The following is a 1,119-nucleotide window of genomic DNA, read 5'->3' on the forward strand; positions in this document are numbered from 1 at the left end:
CACGCAGCTCTTCGCCGACACTGCCGGAAATGCCGCCGCTATCCAGACTGAAGCGACCGCACGGGCGAATGCCGACAGCGCATTGGCCGGCACGGTCACCTCTCTTGAGGCCGAGGTTGATGGCAACCTGGCGCTTTTGAACAGCGAGCAGACGACCAGGGCGAACGCCGACAGTGCTCTCGCCACCAGCATCAATGGTGTGAGTGCGGACCTGAATGGCCGCTTCGCGCAAGGGCTCGTCAAGTTCGAGGCGGCGGCCGACCAGTCGGGCGTTAATGCCCGGTTTTCAGTCATGCTGCGCGCGAACCTCGGTTCGGTGTTCAAGGACAGCGGTTTCTACATCGAGCTTTACACGGAAAGCAGCGTGCTCAAGTCGCGCTTCGCGGTGAAGGCGGATCAGTTCGTCGTTTGGAACGGTGGCAGCAATGCCTTCCTGCCGATCGTGATCGAGGCGGGCGAATTGAAGCTCAACATCGCAAACATCGGCCTGGTGCGTTCTGGGCGGTTGCTCGCCCAGAACGGCAAGATGGACATCAACCTCAACCTCGGAACGATCGAGATTTACAGTTAGGATCAAAAATGCATAAGACCATTCGCAACGGAGCGTCCATCTTTGTCGAAACTCCTGCCGGCAAGGCGCTATTCCTTGCTTGCGAGACCGAGGTGGCGGCGGCTGGCATCCAGCGTCGCTTGAAGGACGTCGATGCCGAGCTTGAGGCTACTCGCCTCCGTCTCTATCGCGATGCCTTCGGTGACGGTGCCCTTGGCATCACGGATCAGGCGCTTCTCTAGATCGTCAAACCATTCGCTATCGGTGTGGTGCTTTGCCTGTTCTTCGATGACGGTTCTCAGCGCCGTTTGGACTGCCACGAGGGCGGCACCAAGGTTATGAAGCGTAAACCCGCCCTCGGGCGCAAGCACCGCCACTTTCTTCCCTTCCATCCATTCTCTCCCAAGTTGGTGTTGACGCACGCCTTCAATCAGAAGGGCGCGCGAGAGTCGAGTCCTGGAGAACGCAACATGGTTCGCACGATGATTGGCGTCGACAGCACCGGCGCCGGCTGTATCAAAATCATGAAGAGCGATGCTGACGATCCGCGCACTACGCCGGATAGTGAG

The 1,119-nt window shown here is 59.2% G+C and carries 2 protein-coding genes; one reads left to right on the forward strand and one right to left on the reverse strand.

All coding sequences use genetic code 11. The features are described 5' to 3' along the window. Positions 1 to 571: DUF1983 domain-containing protein (locus ASD00_RS33005; protein ID WP_156585911.1), on the forward strand; the 571-nt coding region annotated here is incomplete at its 5' end. A 68-nt stretch (positions 572 to 639) separates the two neighbouring features. On the opposite strand, the gene ASD00_RS33010 is transcribed toward ASD00_RS33005, so the two are convergent. Beyond that, positions 640 to 942: a hypothetical protein gene (locus tag ASD00_RS33010; protein WP_057211200.1), complete on the reverse strand. Its 303-nt coding sequence runs from the start codon at positions 940 to 942 to the stop codon at positions 640 to 642. Positions 943 to 1,119: the final 177 nt, after the last annotated feature.

Source organism: Ensifer sp. Root31 (assembly GCF_001424825.1).
GTDB classification, from domain to species: Bacteria; Pseudomonadota; Alphaproteobacteria; order Rhizobiales; family Rhizobiaceae; genus Ensifer; species Ensifer canadensis.

Bases quoted from the DNA above. Each gene is read 5' to 3' on its own strand.
- ASD00_RS33010 (WP_057211200.1), bottom strand. From the start codon at position 942: ATGGAAGGGAAGAAAGTGGCGGTGCTTGCGCCCGAGGGCGGGTTTACG.